Source organism: Sphingobium sp. D43FB (assembly GCF_002312805.1).
Lineage (GTDB): Bacteria > Pseudomonadota > Alphaproteobacteria > Sphingomonadales > Sphingomonadaceae > Sphingobium.
Genome location: NZ_NMUA01000011.1, coordinates 106895 through 125354 on the forward strand (window position 1 = coordinate 106895; position 18460 = coordinate 125354).

Below are 18460 nucleotides of genomic sequence, written 5' to 3' on the forward strand. Positions count from 1 at the left end.
TAAACTTTCGCGGCAGCACAGTCATGGAAATGACGCCGACCTGTCATGCGACAAGCCGCACCTGCGCACCTCGGCCTGGTGATCAGCGCTGTTGATCGGAAAAGCGGACGGAAGGGTTATGATCCCGCAGCGACTGGCCAGCGGTCTCCGGCATGAAGCGCAGCGCGATCAGTCCGACGACACAGGCCAGCATCATGTAGAAAGCGGGCATGAGTTCGTTGCCGGTCAGGCCAATGAGGCTGCTGCCGATGGCGGGTGCCGTGCCCCCGAAAATAGACGTCGCGACATTATAGGCGATGGCGAAGCCCGCAAAGCGGACGGACGTCGGGAACAAGGCGGGGAAGGTTGCCGAGATCGTTGCGAGTTGCGGCACATAGAGCAGGCCCAGCAGGGCAAAGCCGACCACCGCCCCGACGAAACCCGTCGCCATCAGCAGATAGGCGGGCACCACCAGCAGGAACAGGCCGATGAGCGAGAAGCGCCACAGCGGCTTGCGGCCGACCCGGTCGGACAGCGAGCCGGCGAAGGGCAGCAGGACCATCATGAAGATCATACCGATGATCGGCACTATCAACGCTTCATTGGCGGACAGGCCAAGTCGACGCTGCAGATAGGTCGGCATGTAGCTCAAGAGCGTATAGTTGACGATGTTGAGCGCGGTGACCAGCCCGCCCATCACCAGCAAGGTGCGCCAATGGCCCGTTATCAGCGCGCCGAGCGTCGGCGAGGCCGTCTTGGTCCCCTGCGCGGCCTGTTCGGCTTCCAGAAAGACCGGCGTGTCCTCCATCTTCGATCGCAGATACATGCCGACCAGACCCATGGGTCCAGCCACCATGAAGGGAACGCGCCAGCCCCAATCATACATGGCGGCGTCGCCCAGCGTCAGCGAGAAGCCAAGCATCAGCAGCGCGCCCAGCGAAAAGCCCGCCAATGTCCCGAACTCTAGGAAACTGCCGCAAAAGCCGCGTTTGTCGTCGGGCGCATATTCGGCCATGAAGGTCGCCGCACCGCCATATTCGCCGCCGGTGGAAAATCCCTGCACCATCCGCAACAGGATCAGCAGGGTCGGTGCCCAAAAGCCGATCGTCGCATAATCGGGGATCAGGCCGACGCACACGGTCGCACCCGACATCATCAATATGGTAAGCGCCAATACGGACTTGCGTCCCATCCGGTCGCCCAGCGGTCCCCAGAACAGGCCACCCAGCGGGCGCACCAGGAAGGAAATGGCGAAGGTCGCCAGCGCGAACAGCACCGCCTCCTCCGTATTGCCGGGAAACAACGCGGCGGAGATATAGGTCACGCCATAGGCATAGATGCCATAGTCGAACCATTCGGTCGCATTGCCCATGGCGGACGCACCGATCGCCCGGCGCAAGGTGGTCCGATCGACGGCAGGCTGGAGCGGGGCAGTAGGATGGGGCGCGGGCATGGATCTATCCTGAAAGGGGGAGCGGCGAACGGTCGGCCGGTTCGCCTTCGTCGGGCGCACTCTGTTCCGGGGCGTGGGGATCGAGCATCGCGGCCACGGGCGTGGTGCGGGGCAGGATCTGATAGCTTTGCTGGTCGTCGCCCGGAACTGGCAGGGACGATGCCTGACGCCAGAGGCCAAAGACCAGCGTGCCACCCGCAACGGCGGCGATGAAGAGGAACAGCCCGCTCGCACCGAACAGCGTCATCGCCGCCGCCGCGCCGGTCGGGCCCAATGCTGCGCCGATCGAATAGAGCAGCACCAGTGCGCCGCTGGCAGCGACGCGGGCGGCCGGGTCCAGCCGGTCATTGGTGTGGGCGACACAAAGCGGATAGAGCGCGAAGCTGAGGCCACCGAACAGGCCCCCCAGCGTCAACAACGGCAGTCCCATGCCATCGACCATGGTCAGCGCAAGACAGACGGCCATGGTCGCGCCGAAGCTGGTGACGATAACCCGGCGGCGATCGAACCGATCCGACAGCCGCCCCAACGGCCATTGCAGCGCGACCCCGCCCAAAATGACGATGCTCATGAAACTGGCGGTCTGGGACAGGTCCAGTCCCAGCCGCCGGACATGCACGGCGGCGAGGCCATAGAAAGCGCCCAGCATCAGCCCGGTGGTCATTGCGCCGACGAAGCCCAGCGGGGACGAAGCATAGAGTTGCCGCATCGTACAAGGGGCATTCTGCCCCGGTAGCGGCGCGGCGATGCGGGTGAGGACGACCGGGATGACGGCCAGCGAAATGAGGATGGAGGCGATCAGGAAAGGAATGGACGGAGTGCGCCCGAAATTGAGCAGAAATTGCCCCAATGCCTGCCCCGAATAGAGGGCGATCATATAGCCCGCCAAAATGCTGCCCCGCGTGTTCGGTTCGGCGCGCTCGTTCAGCCAGCTTTCCAGGCATATGAACACGCCCGCGACGCACAGCCCATCGATGAACCGCAACGATGCCCAGAACAGCACATTCTGGAACAGTGCATAAGCCAGCGTGCTGGCCGACAGCAGCGACACGAAGGCGGCAAAGGCGCGGATATGTCCGACTCGCTGTACGACAGGCGCAGCGCGCAGCGCGCCGACGGTCAGTCCGGCGAAATAGGCAGTCGCCACCGCGCCGATCATCAGCGTGCCGCTGCCCCCCCGTTCCAGCCGCAGGCTGATCAGGGTGGACAGAAAGCCGCTGCCCGCCATCAGCATGAAGATGGCGGCCAACAGGCTGCGAACCGGGAGTATCGATGACAGCATGAAGAGAAGAGCGGCTTAGGCCGCCTGACGCCCTTCGCCCTGATCGACCACATCCTCGATCAGCCGCTGGTGCAGGACACGCACGGCCGTATCGAAATTCGCGCAATCGATGATGAACTGGATGTCCACGTTGCGGATCTGATGCTGCATCGCGACCATGTCGATATCTGCCGCCGCCAGCGCGTCGAGCGCATCGGGCACCAGTCCTGGCCGCGATATGTCGCTGCCGATCACCGACACCATGGCCACAGGCTGCGCGGAGATGGCGGCATCGGGATAGAGCGATTGCAGGTCGGCCATGATCCGCTTCACCGTCGCCGCGTCGATCGACAGATAGTGGGTGATCGTGTTGGCGTTGGAGGATTTGCTGACGATCCACGCGCCATGGCGCGTGAGCGCATCGAGGATCGCGGCATCATAGCCCTTCTCCCCGACCATATCCTGCTCGAAGAACTGGAGCGCCTGCATCGATCGCACACCGGTGATGATTTCGACGCGTGGCGTGTCGGACACATAATCGCCGCAGATCAGCGTCCCTTCATCTTCGCGATCGAACGTGTTGCGGACGCGCAGCGGGATGCTGGTCTGGCGCAGGCCACGGCCCGCGCGGGGATGGATCGCCTCCATGCCCAGATTGGCGAGTTGATCGGCCACGTCATAATTGGTGCGGCCGATCTTGCGCGCGGCGGCTTCCCCGACCAGGCGGGGGTCGGCGCTCGATAGATGGAACTCCTTGTGAATGATCGCTTCGCGGGCGTGGGTCAGCACCGCGATCCGCGAGAAGGTCATTTCCGAATAGCCCCGCGCATAGCGCCGCACCATGCCTTCGCGGCATCCGGCATAGCCCGTGACGATCGGCATCGTATGGCGCAGGTCGATGGGCGCCAGCGCCTCGACGATCCGCTCGTCCAGGCTGCGCAAATCATCCTGATCCCACAGCGTCAGATCGACGAACGTCGCGTTGATCCCGCGATCGCGCAGCAACAGCGCGGTGCTGTGCGCGCTGTGCGCCTCGCCCAGCCCCGCCAGCAATTCGCGTACCGTCAGCAACTGTTCCTTGACGCAGAAGCGGCCATGGCTGCGCAACCGGCCGAGATCCGCAAGGCAATCCTGCACCGCCGCGATCCGCAGATCGACAAAGGCATTGGCCTCCTCCAGGCTGGCGGTGCGCGCGAACATCTCGCCATTGCGATCGTGCATCGCCTCGCGCACCTTGGCCATCGCCTCCAGCCAGCCGTCCGCCCCATCATCGGCGATGAAGCGGCCATAGACGCCCGGCACGCCGGATTTCTTATGTTCCAACAGCAGGTCGGTCATGCCCGCATAAGCGGATACGACGAAGATGCGGTTGTAGAGATCGTCACCGCTGCGTCCCGCGATCAGGACATTGTCGAACAGGCTGGCCGTGGCCGCCATCGATGTTCCGCCGATTTTCTCGACGCTATGCAGGCCGCTCATGCCATCACCTCCGCAACCAGATCCCCATGACGGACCCTGATCGCTTCCGCCTCTCGTGCCGCGATGAAGGACGGGCGCGGCGTCGCGGGGCCGAAGGGCGCGACCAGCTGATTGGACATGGCATTATAGACCATGAAGGCGTTGGCGCGGGGAAAGGGCGTGATATTGCCGTTCGACCCGTGCATCAGGTTGCAATCGAACAGGATGACCGTGCCCGGCTTGCCCGTCGGCGCAACGATACCATGCTTATGCGCAAGGTCGGCCAGGCTGTCCTCATCGGGGACGCCATATTCCTGCTTCTTGAGCGACATCTTATAATGGTCGTCGGGCGTTTCACCCACGCAGGTCAGAAAGCTGCGGTGCGATCCTGGGATCAGCATCAACGGGCCGTTATGTGGGGTGTTATCCGCCAGCAGAACCGACATGGACAGGGCGCGCATGCGCGGCATCCCGTCTTCCACATGCCAGGTCTCGAAATCCGAATGCCAGTAGAATTCCTTGCCCTGGAACCCCGGCTTGTAGTTCAGGCGGGACTGGTGAAGATATACTTCGTCATTCAACAGGAAGCGGGCGACGTCGGCGAGCCGGGCGTCGGCCGCCAGCCGGTGCATGACGCGGCTCTGGCTGTGAATTTCGAAGATCGAGCGGATTTCGCCGCCACCCGGTTCGGTGATCACGGTGTCGCTATCGAGCGCATCGGGATCGGCCAGCAGGGAACCAGCCTCCTGTTGCAGGAAGGCGACTTCCTGCGCGGAGAAGATATCCTCCAGCACCAGATAGCCGTCGCGCTCGAACTGCGCGGCCTGCGCTTTCGAGAGCGGTGCCGCCTCGCTCCAGTCGCTATGGACGACCGGATCGAGACGGGGCAGGAATTGCGGTTCCGCCATTTGGCGGGATGGGTAGATGTCTGTCATGGGACTCCCCCTTTCTTTATGATTTCAAGACGTCAGTTCGGCCGTGCGGACCATGTCGGCCTCTGCGGGATAGGCGCCATTCTCATCATGCACTTCGCGGCCGGTAACCGGCGGGTTGAAGACGCAGACGGTCAGGATGTCGGTTTCGGGGCGCACGATATGGCGATCATGATCGTTGAGCGCATACATGGTGCCTGCGGCCAACTGGTGGGTTTCCCCCGTGCCCAAATCCTCGATCGTGCCCTTGCCCTTGAGCACCAGCACGGCTTCGAGATGGTTTTGATAATGCATCTTCAGCTCTTTGCCGGCGTACATGGTGGTGACATGGTATGAGAAACCCATGCCGTCATCCTTGCGCAGCAGGCGGGCGCTTTCCCAGCCGTCGGATTTGACGTTATGGTCGGACTTGCGAATGTCGGTCAGTTTACGGACGATCATGCGATATCTCCTTATTCCGCCGCCACGCCAAAAGAGGCGGCAAGCGTCTCGCGCACGCTGGTTTCCAGTATGTCGAGACCGGCCGAAAGGACGGCGTCGTCGATGATGAGCGGGGCGAGCACCTTGACGATTTCGTCATGGGGGCCGCTCGTTTCGATGATGAGGCCGCGCGCGAAGCAGGCGGCGGTAATGACGGACGCAATCTCGCCCGACCCGACGTCGATGCCGCGCATCATGCCGCGCCCGCGCGTCGTCAGCCCATGTTCACGCGCCATCTTGTCGAGGCGGCTTTCCAGCAGCGTGCCGCGACGGCGCACATCGGCGGCGAAGCTGTCATTGCTCCAAAAATGGCGCAGGGCGGCCGTTGCTGTGACGAAGGCATGGTTGTTGCCGCGGAAGGTACCATTATGCTCGCCGGGCGACCATTGGTCGAGTTCGGCGCGGAACAGCGTGAGCGCAAAGGGCAGGCCCATGCCAGACAGCGACTTGGCCAGCGTGACGATGTCGGGCGTGAAACCCATATCCTCGAAGCTGAAAAAGCCACCGGTGCGGCCGCAGCCGGCCTGAATATCATCCACGATCAACAGGGCGCCATGCCGCTTGGCGATTGCGGCAATCTTGCGCAGCCAGGCCGGCGACGCGGCGTTGAGACCACCTTCGCCCTGCACGGTTTCTACCAGGATGGCGGCGGGCGCATCCAAGCCGCTGGACGGGTCCGACAGCCGCTGTTCCAAAAGGTCGGCGGTATCGACGTCGGGGCCGTGATAGCCGTCATAGGGTTCGTGGCTGACATGGCTGAGCGGCACGCCCGCACCACCGCGCTTGGCGGCATTGCCGGTGCAGGCCAGCGCGCCCAACGTCATGCCGTGGAAGCCGTTGGTGAAGGCGATCACCATTTCGCGGCCGGTAATCTTGCGCGCCAGTTTGATCGCGGCTTCCACCGCATTGGTGCCGGTTGGGCCAGTGAACATCGCGCGATAATTCAGCTTGCGCGGCTGGAGGATCACCTCCTCGAAAGTTTCCAGAAAGGCCGCCTTGGCATCGGTATGCAGGTCCAGCCCATGAGTAATCCCGTCGGCCATGATATAGTCGAGCAGCGCCTGCTTGAGGATCGGATGGTTATGCCCGTAATTCAGCGTCGAGCAGCCCGATAGAAAATCGAGATAACGCCCCCCCTGATTATCGTGCATCCACACATTCTCGGCGCGGTGAAACTGGCGCGGCATCGACCGGGCATAGCTGCGGACGATCGATTCCCGGCGCTCGTAAATGCCGGTATCGGGAATGATCTGGGTCGGTTTGGGGGTCATTGTCATGGGGGAAAGTCTCCGAATATCTATGGGCTGGCTTAGGAAGAAAGGGCGAAGGGGCCGATCGTCGCTTGCCACTCGGTTTCATGCGCGCCGGCGAAATGAGCGTCGCGCTCGAACAGCGGGGCTTTGGTCAACTCAGCGCCTAGACGCCGGGCGATCCCATCGAACAGTGCCCAGGAGGCGGCATTGTCCGGGGTTACCGTGGTGATCAGGTGCGTGACGCCAATGGCCGACGGGCGGTCCAGCAAGGCGGCGATCATGCGCTGCGCCAGCTTTTCGCCGCGAGCCTCCGCAGCGACGGCGACCTGCCAGATGAAGAAGCAACCGGGGTCGGCGGGCAGGCGATAGCCCGATACCCAGCCGACGATCTGGCCGTCGCGTTCGGCGACGATGCAGCTATCGGCGAAATGCGTGCATTGCAGCAGGTTGCAATAGGCCGAATTGCCATCGAGTGGCGGGCAGGCGGCGATCAGCGCGGTGATGGCAGGGCCGTCCTGCGCCACCGGCATGCGGAAATTCATAACTCGTCCAGTCTCATTCTCAGGGCGCGCAAAATTCCGTGGCGACAGGACCGTCGCATCGGTTTCACAATCAAATATGATTAGCCTCCCAAAGTATTTAACTATCTGGGCGAATCCCTTCGCCTCTGTTGCTGCGGCGCAATATATACATATGAAAGCGAAATTTTCAACCCTTTGGCCGCAATGCCTTCTCTGTCCGCCGTTTCAGCCTTGCATTGTCCTTCATTATATAAAGGAAAATGACATTGGCATGGCACTGCGCAAACGGATAGCTATCAGCCATGGAATCCGACCTTTCGAACCCCACTCTCCAGGCGCTTCGCCGCATTCTGCGCGCGACCGAAATCGGCAGTCGCAAGCTGGCGACGACCACAGGGCTGACGCCCTCCCAGATGCTGGTCTTGCGCGAAATTGAGGGGCGCGATCAGGCGACGCCGAGCGCCATTGCGTCCGCTTTGAAATTCAGTCAGGCGACGATCACCAATGTCGTCGATCGGCTCGTGCTATCGGGCCTGGTAACGCGCGAACGCAGCGATCGGGACAAGCGCCAGATCATGCTCCATGCAACGGCGGCGGGACGGGATGCACTCGCCTGCGCCCCCGACTTGCTGCAGTCCCAATTCACTGACCGCTTCGCGTCACTCGCCGCCTGGGAACAAGCGATGATCCTCGCCTCGCTGGAGAAATTGAGTCTGATTCTGGGCGCGCAGGATATGGATGTGGCACCACTGCTCGACAGTGGTGCAATCGACCGGACGGAGCCGGGCTAAGCGGTGTGCTTCAATCTGATCCGGCATAGTCGATCCGACGATGCCAGAAACAGGCTGCGACCATTTTCCCCGATGCAGCAATTGGCGACGGCCTTGCCGGTGACGATGATGCCCAGCAACGTCCCATCGGGCATGCAAACATGAACGCCGCCTGGGCCGGTGGCGAATATCCTACCCTGTCGGTCGGTCTTCACGCCATCGGGCAGGCCCGGCAGGCCTTGGTCTGCCTGCGCCTGCATGTCGTGGAACAGTCGTGCCTCGCCTGGCGTCCCGCTCGCGTCGAGGGGATAGGCCAATAGATGCGGGAGCTTCCGGTCGGATAACGCCAGATAGAGCGTTCGTTCATCAGGCGACAAGGTGATGCCATTGGGCCGGAAACGGCTGCGGTCGATCAGGCTGAGGTGTCCGTCCGGTGCCAGTCGATAGACCCCATTGAAATCCAGTTCGCGCAAAGGCGAGGTATCGGCGTCCTTGAGGCCGTAAGGCGGGTCAGTGAAATAGATCGCACCGTCTGCGGCGATGACGAGGTCGTTCGGGCTGTTGAAGCGCTTGCCCTCGAACCGATCGACCAGGATGGTGCGTTCCCGCGTCTTCAGGTTGATCCGCACGATCGCACGGCTGCCACTATCCGCGACAACCAGATGGCCGTTCCGGTCGAGGCGCATCCCGTTGGCACCAGGCTCGCGAATGCCCGCCGGAACCGCCCCCTGCGCGCCTGATGGGTCGAGGAAAGGCTGCGCACCGTTCCTTGCATCCCAGCGGTAGACGATATTGCTGGGCGGATCGGAGAAAAGCAGGAAATTGCCGTCCGGCACCCATACCCCGCCTTCTGCCCAGCGATAACCTTCCGCCAGAACCTCCACCTTGGCATCCGCATCGATGATGGCGTCAAACCGAGGATCGATCCGCGTGACACTGCCGGTAGTGGTCGTCGCCTTTGTGCCGGGCACCATGCTGGTCAGCGCCAGCGCGCCCATGCCTGCCAGCCATTCACGACGATTGCCATGGATGACATCGGTCATGCCTTCAAACTCACCCGGCGGCCCTCGCGGGCGGAGCGGTAGATGGCTTCGATGACGCGCAGGTCGGCCAGGCCCTCTTCGCCGGGCACGATGACGGGCGTGCCGTTCAGCACCGCTTGCGCGAGATGGTCGAGCTGGCCTGCAAATTGCGTTTTGGGCCATGGCGGCAGAGTGCGGTCGTTGACCTTTCCGTCCCTGCGGATGCGCATCGCATGGCCGCTATAGGGGGTGGCGGGTTCCATATCGATCCACCCTTGCGTGCCGATCACGCGATAGCTGTTATGCGCCGAGCTGTAGCTGGAGACGCAGGTCGCCTCGATCCCCGACGGGAAGCGCAGCAGGAAGGTGATGCGGTCCTCCACGGTGCGGAAGCGCGGGTCGGCGCGGTCGGTCGATTCGATCGCCATGACGTCCACCGGCTCCTCACCGGTCAGATAGCGCACGGCATTGAGGCTGTAGATGCCGATATCCATCAATGATCCACCGCCCGACAGGGGCTTATCCAGCCGCCATTGGCCCGGCTGGATGGGGAAGCCATGTTCGGCGGTTATGATCCGCGTCGGCCCGACATGGCCGCCGCGCGCCAGTTCGATCGCCAGCTGATTATGGGGTTCGAAGCGCGATCGATAGCCGATCATCAGCTTTTTGCCCGCCGTTCGACAGGCCGCGATCATCGCCTCGCATTCGGCGACCGATATCGCCATCGGCTTTTCGCACATCACATGCTTGCCCGCCCGCGCCGCGCGGATCGTATATTCGGCGTGCATGCTATTGGGAAGGATGACGTAGACCGCGTCGATATCGGGATTGTCAGCGATGCGGTCGAACGTCTCATAGTTGTAGTGATGCGTCTTGGGCACGCCATATTGCGCGCCATATTGTTCCAGTTTGGCCGGGGTGCCGCTGACCAGGGCGCTGATCCGGGCATGGTCGCATCCGGCGAAGGCGGGCATGATCTGCTTGGTGGCGTAAGAACCCAGCCCGACGATCGCATAGCCGAGCTTGCGGCCGGGCGTGGCCGCCAGCGCGGGCATGCCCGCCGCTGCGATGCCAAGGCCGACCCCGGCCATTAAGGTCCGTCGCGTCACGATGCCTTCGTCCGTCATGCTCATCTCCTAAGGGTCGGTTTGCCGATTTGAGGCGAGAATAACCCATACAAATGGCAAAGCCCACCCTTTTGCTGATCAGTCCGGCCGAGAGTCGGCGCGATCGCGTGCCGGATAATCCTCCGGGGTCACCGTGCCGACATTGGGTCGATCCTCTACCTCTTCCTGCGGCTTTCCGCCACGGGTCCGGGGATCGGGATCGTCATCGCTGGGGATGACGTCGCCCATAGGACCCCGGCGGGGCATCTCTTCGCCCTGGGCGGCGGCGCGATCGCGCCCGTTTTCATTGCCTGGCATGGTCTGTCTCCAATATATTTGAGCTATTCTGCCGCGATGGTCGACGAAGGCGCGAAATCGGGTTTCAGGACGATCTTGGTCACTTCATTCTGATTGTCGTGAAACATCTTGTAGCCCTTGGGGGCATCTTCTAGGCTCATGCGATGGGAAATGAGGAAGGTCGTGTCGATCTGGCCTTCGACGATCGCGTTGAGCAGCGCGGGCATATAATGTTGCACGCTGGTCTGGCCGGTCTTGAGCGTCAGCCCCTTTTCCATGAACGCGCCCAAGGGGAATTTATCGACGAAGCCGCCATAGACGGCGGGCATCGAGACGCGGCCCCCCTTGCGACAGGCGTGGATCGCCTGGCGGATCGAATGGATGCGGTCGGTGCCCAGGAACAGCGACGCCTTGATCTGATCGACGACATTATCGACGAAGAATCCATGGGCTTCGAGGCCGACCGCGTCGATCACAGCGTCGGGACCGATGCCGCCGGTCATTTCCATCAGCGCTTCATAGGTTTTCGATTCCTCGAAATTGATCGTCTCGGCGCCGAAGCGTCTGGCCAGTTCCAGCCGGTGCGGGAAATGGTCGATGGCGATGACGCGGTGCGCGCCCATCAGGAAGGCCGATTGCACCGCGAACAGGCCAACCGGGCCGCAGCCCCAGACCGCGACCGTATCGCCGGGTTCGATGTCGGCATTTTCCGCCGCCTGCCATCCAGTGGGCAGGATGTCCGACAGGAACAGGACTTCGTCGTCGGTCAGTCCGTCGGGGACGACGATCGGGCCGACGTCGCTGAACGGTACGCGGACATATTCCGCCTGGCCACCGGCATAACCGCCGGTCAGATGGCTGTAGCCGAACAGGCCGGACATGGGCTGGCCATACATTTCCTGGCCGATGTCCTGATTGTCCGCTGGATTGCCATTGTCGCAGGCGGAATATTGATGCTTGCCGCAATGATAGCAGCTGCCACAGGCGATGGTGAAGGGGACGACGACGCGCTGGCCCTTTTTGAGCGTCGATCCGGGGCCGGTTTCGACCACTTCGCCCATGAACTCATGGCCCAGAATATCGCCCGCTTTCATGGTGGGGATATAGCCGTCATAGAGATGCAGGTCGGAGCCGCAGATGGCGGTGGACGTGATCTTGATGATCGCATCGCGCGGATTGAGGATTTCGGGATCGTCGACGGTATCGACGCGCACGTCATGTTTGCCGTGCCAGGTGAGGGCGCGCATCAGGCTTTCTCCTCTTGCAATTGCTTTTGGGTCCAGGCGGCCGTGGCGATTTCGCCGGTTTCCATCAGTTGCTTGAACCGGCGAAGGTCGCGGCGCGCCTGAATGGCGGGTTCGCGCTGGAACAGTTTGGCGACGACCTTGCCAATGATGCCAGCGGGCGGATCATAGGCGATCGTCGCGGTGACGATGGTGCCGCGGTCGCCCGCGTCGCGAAATTCGATGCGGCCGCTATTGGGCACGTCGGCACCCTCGGTCGAAGCCCAGGCGATCAGTTCGCCCTCGCGCTTGTCGGTGATGACGGCGTCCCATTCGACGGTCTTGCCCGCCGGTGCCTTGACCACCCAATGGGATCGGGTGTCGGACAGCATGTCGATGCGTTCGACATTGTCCATGAAGGCGGGCAAGTTGGTGAGGTCCGCCCAATAAGCGAACAATTCGGCACGCGGGCGATTGATGGTGACCGTTCGGCCGAGCAGCGCGTCGCCCTTGGGTTGGGGCAGTGTATCCACCTCCTGCGCGCGCACATCTTTGTCCTTGGAGGTGGTCGCGGGGGCGTCATCCTGTGCGATCGTCATGGCTGTTCTCCTGTCGTCATGTGCAGAGGGGAAGGGGCTGTCCGCCCGGACGGGCCGGGCGGACGGCGCGCGATCAGGCGTCTTCGGCTTCCAGATTGACCGAGGTTTCCGCGAGTTTGGTCATGAAGGCGTCGCTTGCGTAGATATCCTTGGTCGCGTCGCGCAGCTTCTTATTGTCGTCCTTGAGGCCGAGCGCCTTGGCGAAGGCGGCGGCGGTGCCGAACCCGGCGATGCCATAATGGGTCATGCGCTGATATTGCGCGATGATGAGGACATCGAGGACGGGGCCTTTGTCCGGCCCTTCTTCGATCACATGCTTGGTCGCTTCGGCGGCGAGGCCTTCCATGCCTTTGCAATGGTCCTTGGAGACTTTTTCATCCTGCCCGGCGATCAATTCTTTCAGGATGGCCGTGTGGCTGGCGATGCCGTCCTGGCTCTTCGTCAGCATGTCCTTGAGCGCGGCGTCACTGGCTTTGGCGGTGATTTTCTTGATGACCTTGAGCATCTGGTCATTCGCGGACCAAAGGTCTTTCAGTTCGTCGATATAGACGTCTTGCAGGCTTTCAGGGGTCGACATCGCTGTTCTCCACATCGCCGGACGGCATGTCCAACATGGGCGTGGAGCGCGTGGGGGCGAGGCGCGGTTCCTGCAAAACCGCCCAACATGATCTGGATCAATGCGTTTGTTGCAGAGGGGATCTGCGCTTTGGGCGCATCGATCGGGTAAACCGACCGGCTATGGGGGGGGGGTGGTGCGGTCGAGAAGACTCGAACTTCCACGGCCTTTCGGCCACAACGACCTCAACGTTGCGCGTCTACCAGTTCCGCCACGACCGCACACTCAAAGGGAAACCGGCAGGGCCGGCATCTGGTAGGCGGTGGCCATTAGCAAAGGCTTTTGCCCCATGCAACAACCTATCTGCATCTGCGTTATGATTGATGAGATTGGGTCCATATAATGATTGTGGGAAGGTGAGGCGCGGGATGCCGGGGGAATGGTGGATGATGTCGGGCATGACCCTGGCGGCATCGGTCGCGATGGGATTGGGACTTGGAAGCTACGTCACCAGCCCGCAGAAAACAGCCGTTCCCGCCGAGGTATGGAGCCCGGACGACGATAATTCCTACGCCGAGGCGGGGCGTGCAGCGTCGATGTTCGGAGACAGTGGCACAGGCGACCGGGGACCAGCGGTGATTCGCTGCACCGGTTGCGGCCCGACTTTGACAGAACGGCGCTTTGCCGCCGACATGGCGGGGATGGACAGTGATGGCCTGATCGAAGGCAGCAGCGACCCGCTCGTACAGGACTATCTGGCGCAGGATTATCCAGTGACCGATGGCTCGCGGATGCACGATGCGGCATCGGAAAAGCCGGTCGGACATCCACGATTGGATCGGTCGAAAGTCGCGGTGGCCGACCCTGTGGTGAAACCGGTGCCGATATCACCAGGGGCAGTGGTGCAGCCGATCATCGTGCCGACGATCGACCACAACCACCCCTGACCGCTTATTCCGCAGCAACGACTTCCGCCGCCATGTCGCTGAGCGGGTGGGCGAGGCGCGTGATCATTTCCTTCGGGCACACCTGCCAGAAATAGCGACGCCAGCGATCCCAATCATCCAATATGGTGTTCGACCATTTGCTGTCGGTCGACACCGCATGCTGGGCGATCAGCGCTTTCAGCTCCGCTTCCCAGTGCGCGCTTTCCAGCCGCTGCCAGACGATGCCTTCGGGGTTGGCGCGCGACGGGAAGCTGCCATCTTCGTCGAGGATGAAGGCCATGCCGCCGGTCATGCCCGCGCCGAAATTGGCCCCGGTCTTGCCCAGAATGACCGCCGTGCCGCCGGTCATATATTCGCAGCCATTGGCGCCGCAGCCTTCGACCACGACCTGCGCGCCCGAATTGCGGACAGCGAAGCGTTCACCGGCCTGGCCCGCCGCAAACAGCTTGCCGCTGGTCGCGCCATAAAGGACGGTGTTGCCCAAAATGGTGTTGTCCTTGCTCGTGAGCGGGCTGGAGACAGTCGTGCGCACGACGATGATGCCACCCGACAGCCCCTTGCCGACATAGTCATTGGCGTCGCCGAACACTTCAAGCGTGATGCCCTTGCACAGGAACGCGCCCAGCGACTGGCCCGCAGATCCGCGCAGCCGCACGGTCAGATGCCCGTCGGCCAGCGTCGACATACCGAACTTGTCGGTCACCGCCGAGGAGAGGCGGGTGCCGACCGCGCGATGGGTGTTGCGCACCGTATAGGTTAGCTGCATCTTCTCGCCGCGCTCGAACACTGCCTTGGCATCGCGCATCATCTGCGCGTCCAGGCTGTCGGGCACGTCGTTGCGCCATTGGGTCAGCGAAAAACGGCGCTGGTCGTCGGGTGCATCCACCTTGGCCAGGATCGGGTTGAGATCCAGGTCATCGAGATGCTCGGCCCCGCGATTGACCTGCTTGAGCAACTCCGTCCGCCCGATCACTTCGTCCAGGCTGCGGAACCCCAGCCGCGCCAGCACTTCGCGTACCTCTTCGGCGATGAAGGTCATCAGGTTGATGACCTTTTCGGGCGTGCCGGTGAACTTCTGCCGCAGTTTCTCATCCTGCACGCACACGCCGACAGGGCAGGTGTTGCTGTGGCACTGGCGCACCATGATGCAGCCCATCGCGACGAGGCTGAGCGTGCCGATGCCGAACTCTTCCGCACCCAGGATCGCCGCGATCACGATGTCGCGCCCGGTCTTGAGCCCGCCATCTGTGCGCAGCTTTACGCGGTGCCGCAACCCGTTGAGGGTCAACACCTGATTGGCTTCCGACAGGCCCATTTCCCAGGGCGTACCGGCATATTTGATGCTGGTCTGCGGGCTGGCACCTGTGCCGCCGACATGGCCCGCGATCAGGATGACATCGGCATGCGCCTTCGCCACGCCTGCCGCGACCGTGCCGATGCCCGCCTGGCTCACCAGCTTGACGCACACCCGCGCACGCGGATTGATCATCTTGCAGTCGTAGATGAGCTGGGCCAGATCCTCGATCGAATAGATGTCGTGATGCGGCGGCGGCGAGATGAGCGTCACGCCGGGCGTCGAATGGCGCAGCTTGGCGATGAACTCGGTCACCTTGAAGCCGGGCAACTGACCGCCTTCGCCGGGCTTGGCGCCCTGCGCGACCTTGATCTCGATTTCCTCGGCCGATGCCAGATATTCGGCATGGACGCCAAAACGGCCCGACGCGATCTGCTTGATCACCGAATTGGCGTTGTCGCCATTCTCATAGGGCTTGAAGCGGTTGGCATCCTCGCCGCCTTCGCCGGACACGGCCTTGGCGCCGATCCGGTTCATGGCGATCGCCAGCGTCTCATGCGCTTCGGGCGACAGCGCGCCGAGTGACATGCCGGGCGTGACGAAACGCTTGCGGATTTCGGTGGTGGCTTCCACCTCGTCGATCGGCACGGCTTCGCGGGCGAAGTTGAACTCCATCAGGTCGCGCAGATAGATGGGCGGCAAATCGCGCACGCCGCGCGAAAATTGCAGATAGGTCGAATAGCTGTCGGTCCCGACCGCGGTCTGCAACAAGTGCATCAGCTGCGCCGAATAGGCATGCGCCTCGCCACCGTCGCGCTGGCGGTAGAAGCCGCCGATCGGCAGGCGGACGACCGCGCTGTCGAAGGCCTTTTCATGTCGCAGCATCGCGCTGTAGTGGAGCGAGGCATAGCCTTCGCCCGAAATCTTCGCTGGCATGCCGGGGAAGAGATCATTGACGAGCGCGCGCGAAAGCCCGACCGCTTCGAAATTATAGCCGCCACGATAGCTGCTGATGACCGCGATGCCCATTTTGGACATGATCTTGAGCAGGCCTTCGTTGATGGCTGTGCGATAGCGTTCGAAACAGGCGTCGAGCGAGAGGTCGCCGAACAGGCCGCGCGCATGGCGATCGGCGATGCTGGCTTCGGCCAGATAGGCGTTCACCGTGGTCGCGCCGACGCCGATCAGCACCGCGAAATAATGAGTGTCGACCGCTTCGGCACAGCGCACGTTGATCGACGCATAGGAGCGCAGCCCCTTGCGCACCAGATGGGTGTGGACAGCCGCCGCCGCCAGCACGCCGGCAATGGCCGCGCGATCGGCATCGACATTTTCGTCGGTCAGGAAGATTTCAGTGCGGCCTTCGCGGACCGCCTGTTCGGCTTCCTCGCGGATGCGGGCGATTGCCGCGCGCAATTGCTCTTGGCCCCCGCTGGCGGGGAAGGTGCAGTCGATCTGCGCCACGGCCGGGCCGAAATGGGCCTTCAACCGCGCCCATTCGGCGCTGGTCAGTACCGGCGATTCCAGCACTAGCACATGGCTGTTCTGCGCATCCTGCTCCAAGATATTGTGCAGGTTGGAAAAGCGCGTTTTCAGGCTCATCACATGCCGTTCGCGCAACGGATCGATCGGCGGGTTGGTGACCTGGCTGAAATTCTGGCGGAAGAAATGGCTGATCGTGCGCGGCTTGTCGGAAATGACGGCGAGCGGCGTGTCGTCGCCCATCGATCCGATGGCTTCCTTCGAATCCTCGACCATGGGCGCCAGGATCAGTTCCAGATCCTCCAGCGTCAGATTGGCCGCCACCTGCCGCCGCGTCAGTTCCGCCTTGTCCCAGCCCGGCAGGGCCGTCGGCGCGTCGGTCAGGTCGCCGATCGCCATGAAATCCTTGATCAGCTCGCCATAGGGGCGCTCGCCCGCGATCCGGTCCTTGATCGCGGCGTCGTCATACAGCTCGCCTTCCTGCAGATCGATCGCGATCATCTGGCCCGGACCCATGCGGCCCTTGCGCACGATCGTCGTTTCGGGAACCACGACCATGCCGGTTTCCGAACCCACGATCAGCAGATTGTCGCCGGTCAGCGTGTAGCGCAGCGGACGCAGCGCATTGCGATCCACCCCGGCTACGACCCAGCGGCCATCGGTCATCGCCAGCGCAGCGGGGCCGTCCCATGGCTCCATGACGCTGGCGAGATATTCATACATGTCGGCATGGGGCCGGGGCAGTTCGGCGCTTTCGCTCTGCCAGGCTTCGGGCACCAGCATCAGCTTGGCGGTCGGCGCATCGCGGCCCGAACGGCAGATCGCTTCGAAGACCGCGTCGAGCGCGGCGGTATCGGACGCGCCCGCCGGGATCACGGGCTTGATGTCCTCCGACTGTTCGCCAAAGGCCAGCGAAGCCATCTTGATCTCGTGGCTTTTCATCCAATTCTTGTTGCCGCGGATCGTGTTGATCTCGCCATTATGGGCAAGCGTGCGGAACGGCTGGGCCAGCCACCATTGCGGGAAGGTGTTGGTCGAGTAGCGCTGATGGAAGATCGCGACGCGGCTTTCGAACCGCTCATCCTGCAGGTCGGGATAGAAGACCGACAGCGATTCCGCGAGGAACAGCCCCTTGTAGATGATCGACCGGCACGACAGCGAACAGACGTAGAAGTCGTTGATCTGCGCGGCGATGACCTGCTTCTCGATCCGGCGGCGGATGAGGTACAGATCCTTTTCGAACTCGGCCTGGTCGCGCTCTTCGGGCATCGGCCCAGCGATCATGATCTGTTCGATTTCGGGGCGCGTGCGCTGCGCTTTCTCGCCGATGACGGACACATCCACCGGCACCTGGCGCCAGCCATAGATGGTGTAGCCCGCGTCGATGATCTCGCTCTCGACGATGGTGCGGCAGGTTTCCTGCGCCGACAGATCCGTGCGCGGCAGGAAGATCATGCCGACGGCGAGGCGATTGGGCAGCGGCTTGTGGCCGGAGTCGGCAATAGCATCGTCAAAGAAGCGCACCGGCAGATCGACATGGATGCCCGCGCCATCGCCGGTCTTGCCATCGGCATCGACCGCGCCGCGATGCCACACGGCTTTCAGCGCATCGATCGCGGAGGCGACGACGCGGCGGCTGGGGCGGCCATCAGTGGCGGCGACGAGGCCAACGCCACAGGCGTCGCCTTCCAGGTCGGGATGATACATGCCCTCGGCGGCGATCCGCGCGCGTTCTTCGGGGCTTGCCATGAAGGGAGTGTCAGTCATGATCGCCATCCTATTTTTCCGTTCGGTTCGAGCTTGTCGAGAACCCCTGCGCCTCGTTCT

General features: G+C 62.7%; 16 protein-coding genes and 1 tRNA gene. 2 read left to right on the forward strand and 15 right to left on the reverse strand.

What is annotated here, in order from left to right; all coding sequences use genetic code 11:
• Positions 1 to 82: 82 nt before the first annotated feature.
• From SxD43FB_RS11595 to ectA, 7 genes are read right to left on the reverse strand one after another with little or no spacing between them, the layout of a single operon-like run.
• The gene (locus SxD43FB_RS11595; RefSeq protein WP_096062302.1) at positions 83 to 1432 is read right to left on the reverse strand and encodes an MFS transporter; all 1350 of its coding nucleotides are present in this window, start codon (positions 1430 to 1432) and stop codon (positions 83 to 85) included.
• Between the two features lie 4 nt (positions 1433 to 1436).
• Positions 1437 to 2714 (reverse strand): MFS transporter, encoded by a 1278-nt coding sequence (locus tag SxD43FB_RS11600; RefSeq protein WP_096062303.1) that lies wholly within the window; start codon positions 2712 to 2714, stop codon positions 1437 to 1439.
• Positions 2715 to 2729: 15 nt separating this feature from the next.
• Positions 2730 to 4172: an aspartate kinase gene (locus tag SxD43FB_RS11605; protein WP_096062304.1), complete on the reverse strand. Its 1443-nt coding sequence runs from the start codon at positions 4170 to 4172 to the stop codon at positions 2730 to 2732.
• The gene (thpD, locus tag SxD43FB_RS11610; protein ID WP_096062305.1) at positions 4169 to 5086 is read right to left on the reverse strand and encodes an ectoine hydroxylase; all 918 of its coding nucleotides are present in this window, start codon (positions 5084 to 5086) and stop codon (positions 4169 to 4171) included. Before thpD ends, SxD43FB_RS11605 begins: the two co-directional genes overlap by 4 nt.
• A 24-nt stretch (positions 5087 to 5110) precedes the next feature.
• Positions 5111 to 5524, reverse strand: coding sequence for an ectoine synthase (locus tag SxD43FB_RS11615; protein WP_096062306.1), 414 nt, complete (start codon positions 5522 to 5524; stop codon positions 5111 to 5113).
• A gap of 11 nt (positions 5525 to 5535) precedes the next feature.
• A complete protein-coding gene (gene ectB / locus SxD43FB_RS11620; RefSeq protein WP_096062307.1) occupies positions 5536 to 6840 on the reverse strand; it encodes a diaminobutyrate--2-oxoglutarate transaminase in 1305 nt (434 codons plus the stop codon).
• A 32-nt stretch (positions 6841 to 6872) separates the two neighbouring features.
• On the reverse strand, positions 6873 to 7358 hold the full coding sequence (gene ectA / locus SxD43FB_RS11625) for a diaminobutyrate acetyltransferase (RefSeq protein ID WP_096062308.1): 486 nt from the start codon (positions 7356 to 7358) through the stop codon (positions 6873 to 6875).
• Positions 7359 to 7639: 281 nt separating this feature from the next.
• Between ectA and SxD43FB_RS11630 the strand changes: the two genes are divergently transcribed.
• Positions 7640 to 8128 carry a MarR family transcriptional regulator gene (locus SxD43FB_RS11630; RefSeq protein ID WP_096062309.1) on the forward strand — a complete coding sequence of 163 codons (489 nt, stop codon included), beginning with the start codon at positions 7640 to 7642 and terminating at the stop codon, positions 8126 to 8128.
• Here SxD43FB_RS11630 and SxD43FB_RS11635 read toward each other — a convergent pair.
• The 7 genes from SxD43FB_RS11635 to SxD43FB_RS11665 form a co-directional block, all read right to left on the reverse strand.
• Positions 8125 to 9150 (reverse strand): SMP-30/gluconolactonase/LRE family protein, encoded by a 1026-nt coding sequence (locus SxD43FB_RS11635; protein ID WP_096062310.1) that lies wholly within the window; start codon positions 9148 to 9150, stop codon positions 8125 to 8127. The two genes, SxD43FB_RS11630 and SxD43FB_RS11635, sit on opposite strands and share 4 nt — an antisense overlap.
• Positions 9147 to 10256, reverse strand: a complete 1110-nt coding sequence (locus SxD43FB_RS11640) for a Gfo/Idh/MocA family oxidoreductase (protein WP_255245692.1) — start codon at positions 10254 to 10256, stop codon at positions 9147 to 9149. The genes SxD43FB_RS11635 and SxD43FB_RS11640 overlap by 4 nt, the downstream gene beginning before the upstream one ends.
• A 78-nt stretch (positions 10257 to 10334) precedes the next feature.
• Positions 10335 to 10553: a hypothetical protein gene (locus tag SxD43FB_RS11645; RefSeq protein ID WP_096062311.1), complete on the reverse strand. Its 219-nt coding sequence runs from the start codon at positions 10551 to 10553 to the stop codon at positions 10335 to 10337.
• Positions 10554 to 10576: 23 nt separating this feature from the next.
• Entirely contained in the window at positions 10577 to 11779 is a 1203-nt protein-coding gene (locus SxD43FB_RS11650; RefSeq protein ID WP_096062312.1) for a zinc-dependent alcohol dehydrogenase, read from the reverse strand.
• Positions 11779 to 12354, reverse strand: a complete 576-nt coding sequence (locus SxD43FB_RS11655) for an SRPBCC family protein (RefSeq protein ID WP_096062313.1) — start codon at positions 12352 to 12354, stop codon at positions 11779 to 11781. The genes SxD43FB_RS11650 and SxD43FB_RS11655 overlap by 1 nt, the downstream gene beginning before the upstream one ends.
• 73 nt (positions 12355 to 12427) lie before the next feature.
• The gene (locus SxD43FB_RS11660) at positions 12428 to 12931 is read right to left on the reverse strand and encodes a DUF892 family protein (protein ID WP_096062314.1); all 504 of its coding nucleotides are present in this window, start codon (positions 12929 to 12931) and stop codon (positions 12428 to 12430) included.
• 173 nt (positions 12932 to 13104) lie between these two features.
• A tRNA-Leu gene (locus SxD43FB_RS11665) sits at positions 13105 to 13191 on the reverse strand.
• Between the two features lie 177 nt (positions 13192 to 13368).
• Here SxD43FB_RS11665 and SxD43FB_RS11670 point away from each other — a divergent pair.
• Positions 13369 to 13857, forward strand: coding sequence for a hypothetical protein (locus tag SxD43FB_RS11670; protein ID WP_141249501.1), 489 nt, complete (start codon positions 13369 to 13371; stop codon positions 13855 to 13857).
• A gap of 4 nt (positions 13858 to 13861) precedes the next feature.
• Here SxD43FB_RS11670 and gltB read toward each other — a convergent pair whose 3' ends face one another.
• Positions 13862 to 18400 carry a glutamate synthase large subunit gene (gene gltB, locus SxD43FB_RS11675; protein WP_096062344.1) on the reverse strand — a complete coding sequence of 1513 codons (4539 nt, stop codon included), beginning with the start codon at positions 18398 to 18400 and terminating at the stop codon, positions 13862 to 13864.
• Positions 18401 to 18460: the final 60 nt, after the last annotated feature.